Annotated in this window: 1 pseudogene; it reads right to left on the bottom strand. The window is 59.6% G+C overall.

From position 1 onward, the window contains the following. Window positions 1–22 precede the first annotated feature (22 nt). A pseudogene (locus EN991_RS39525) lies at window positions 23–238 on the bottom strand (DUF899 family protein); the annotation flags it as partial. Between the last annotated feature and the right edge of the window lie 185 nt (window positions 239–423).

Raw genomic sequence — 423 nt, 5'->3', positions numbered from 1 at the left:
ATTCCACGGCTTCCCGGAGTGGCTACTCGTATCGATCGTGGCGACGTACCCAGTCCATTCCCTCCTTCTCGTTGCGGCCTTTCGGCATGAGGTCGAGCATGGCGTAGGTGCCCATCATCACCTCAACGCCGCGCCCGTAGGTGGAGTAGGTGCGAAAGACCTCGCCCGCGTGCTTGAAGAAGGCGCTAACGCCGGGCCATTCCTCGCCGGTCTCCCGCCATGGGCGTTCCCCGTTGCTGCAAACATCGTCATTTCCGGTCCTCGGTCGAATTCGGCGTTTCCAACGGTTGCGATCCGGAAACGCTATTTCGGACGGAGGCCAGATGGGAGTTACAAGTGTGACGTGATTTCAATGGGGGCCGTCTGCAGAATGGCGGTTCACCGCGCGGCAAGCGAGATAGCTGTCATAAGCTGATCTATAGG

It is taken from the genome of Mesorhizobium sp. M7A.F.Ca.US.005.03.2.1, assembly GCF_003997795.1.
Lineage (GTDB): Bacteria > Pseudomonadota > Alphaproteobacteria > Rhizobiales > Rhizobiaceae > Mesorhizobium > Mesorhizobium ciceri.
Note: the sequence above shows the minus strand (reverse complement) of the source record. Positions and strands in the feature narration are given on the sequence as shown.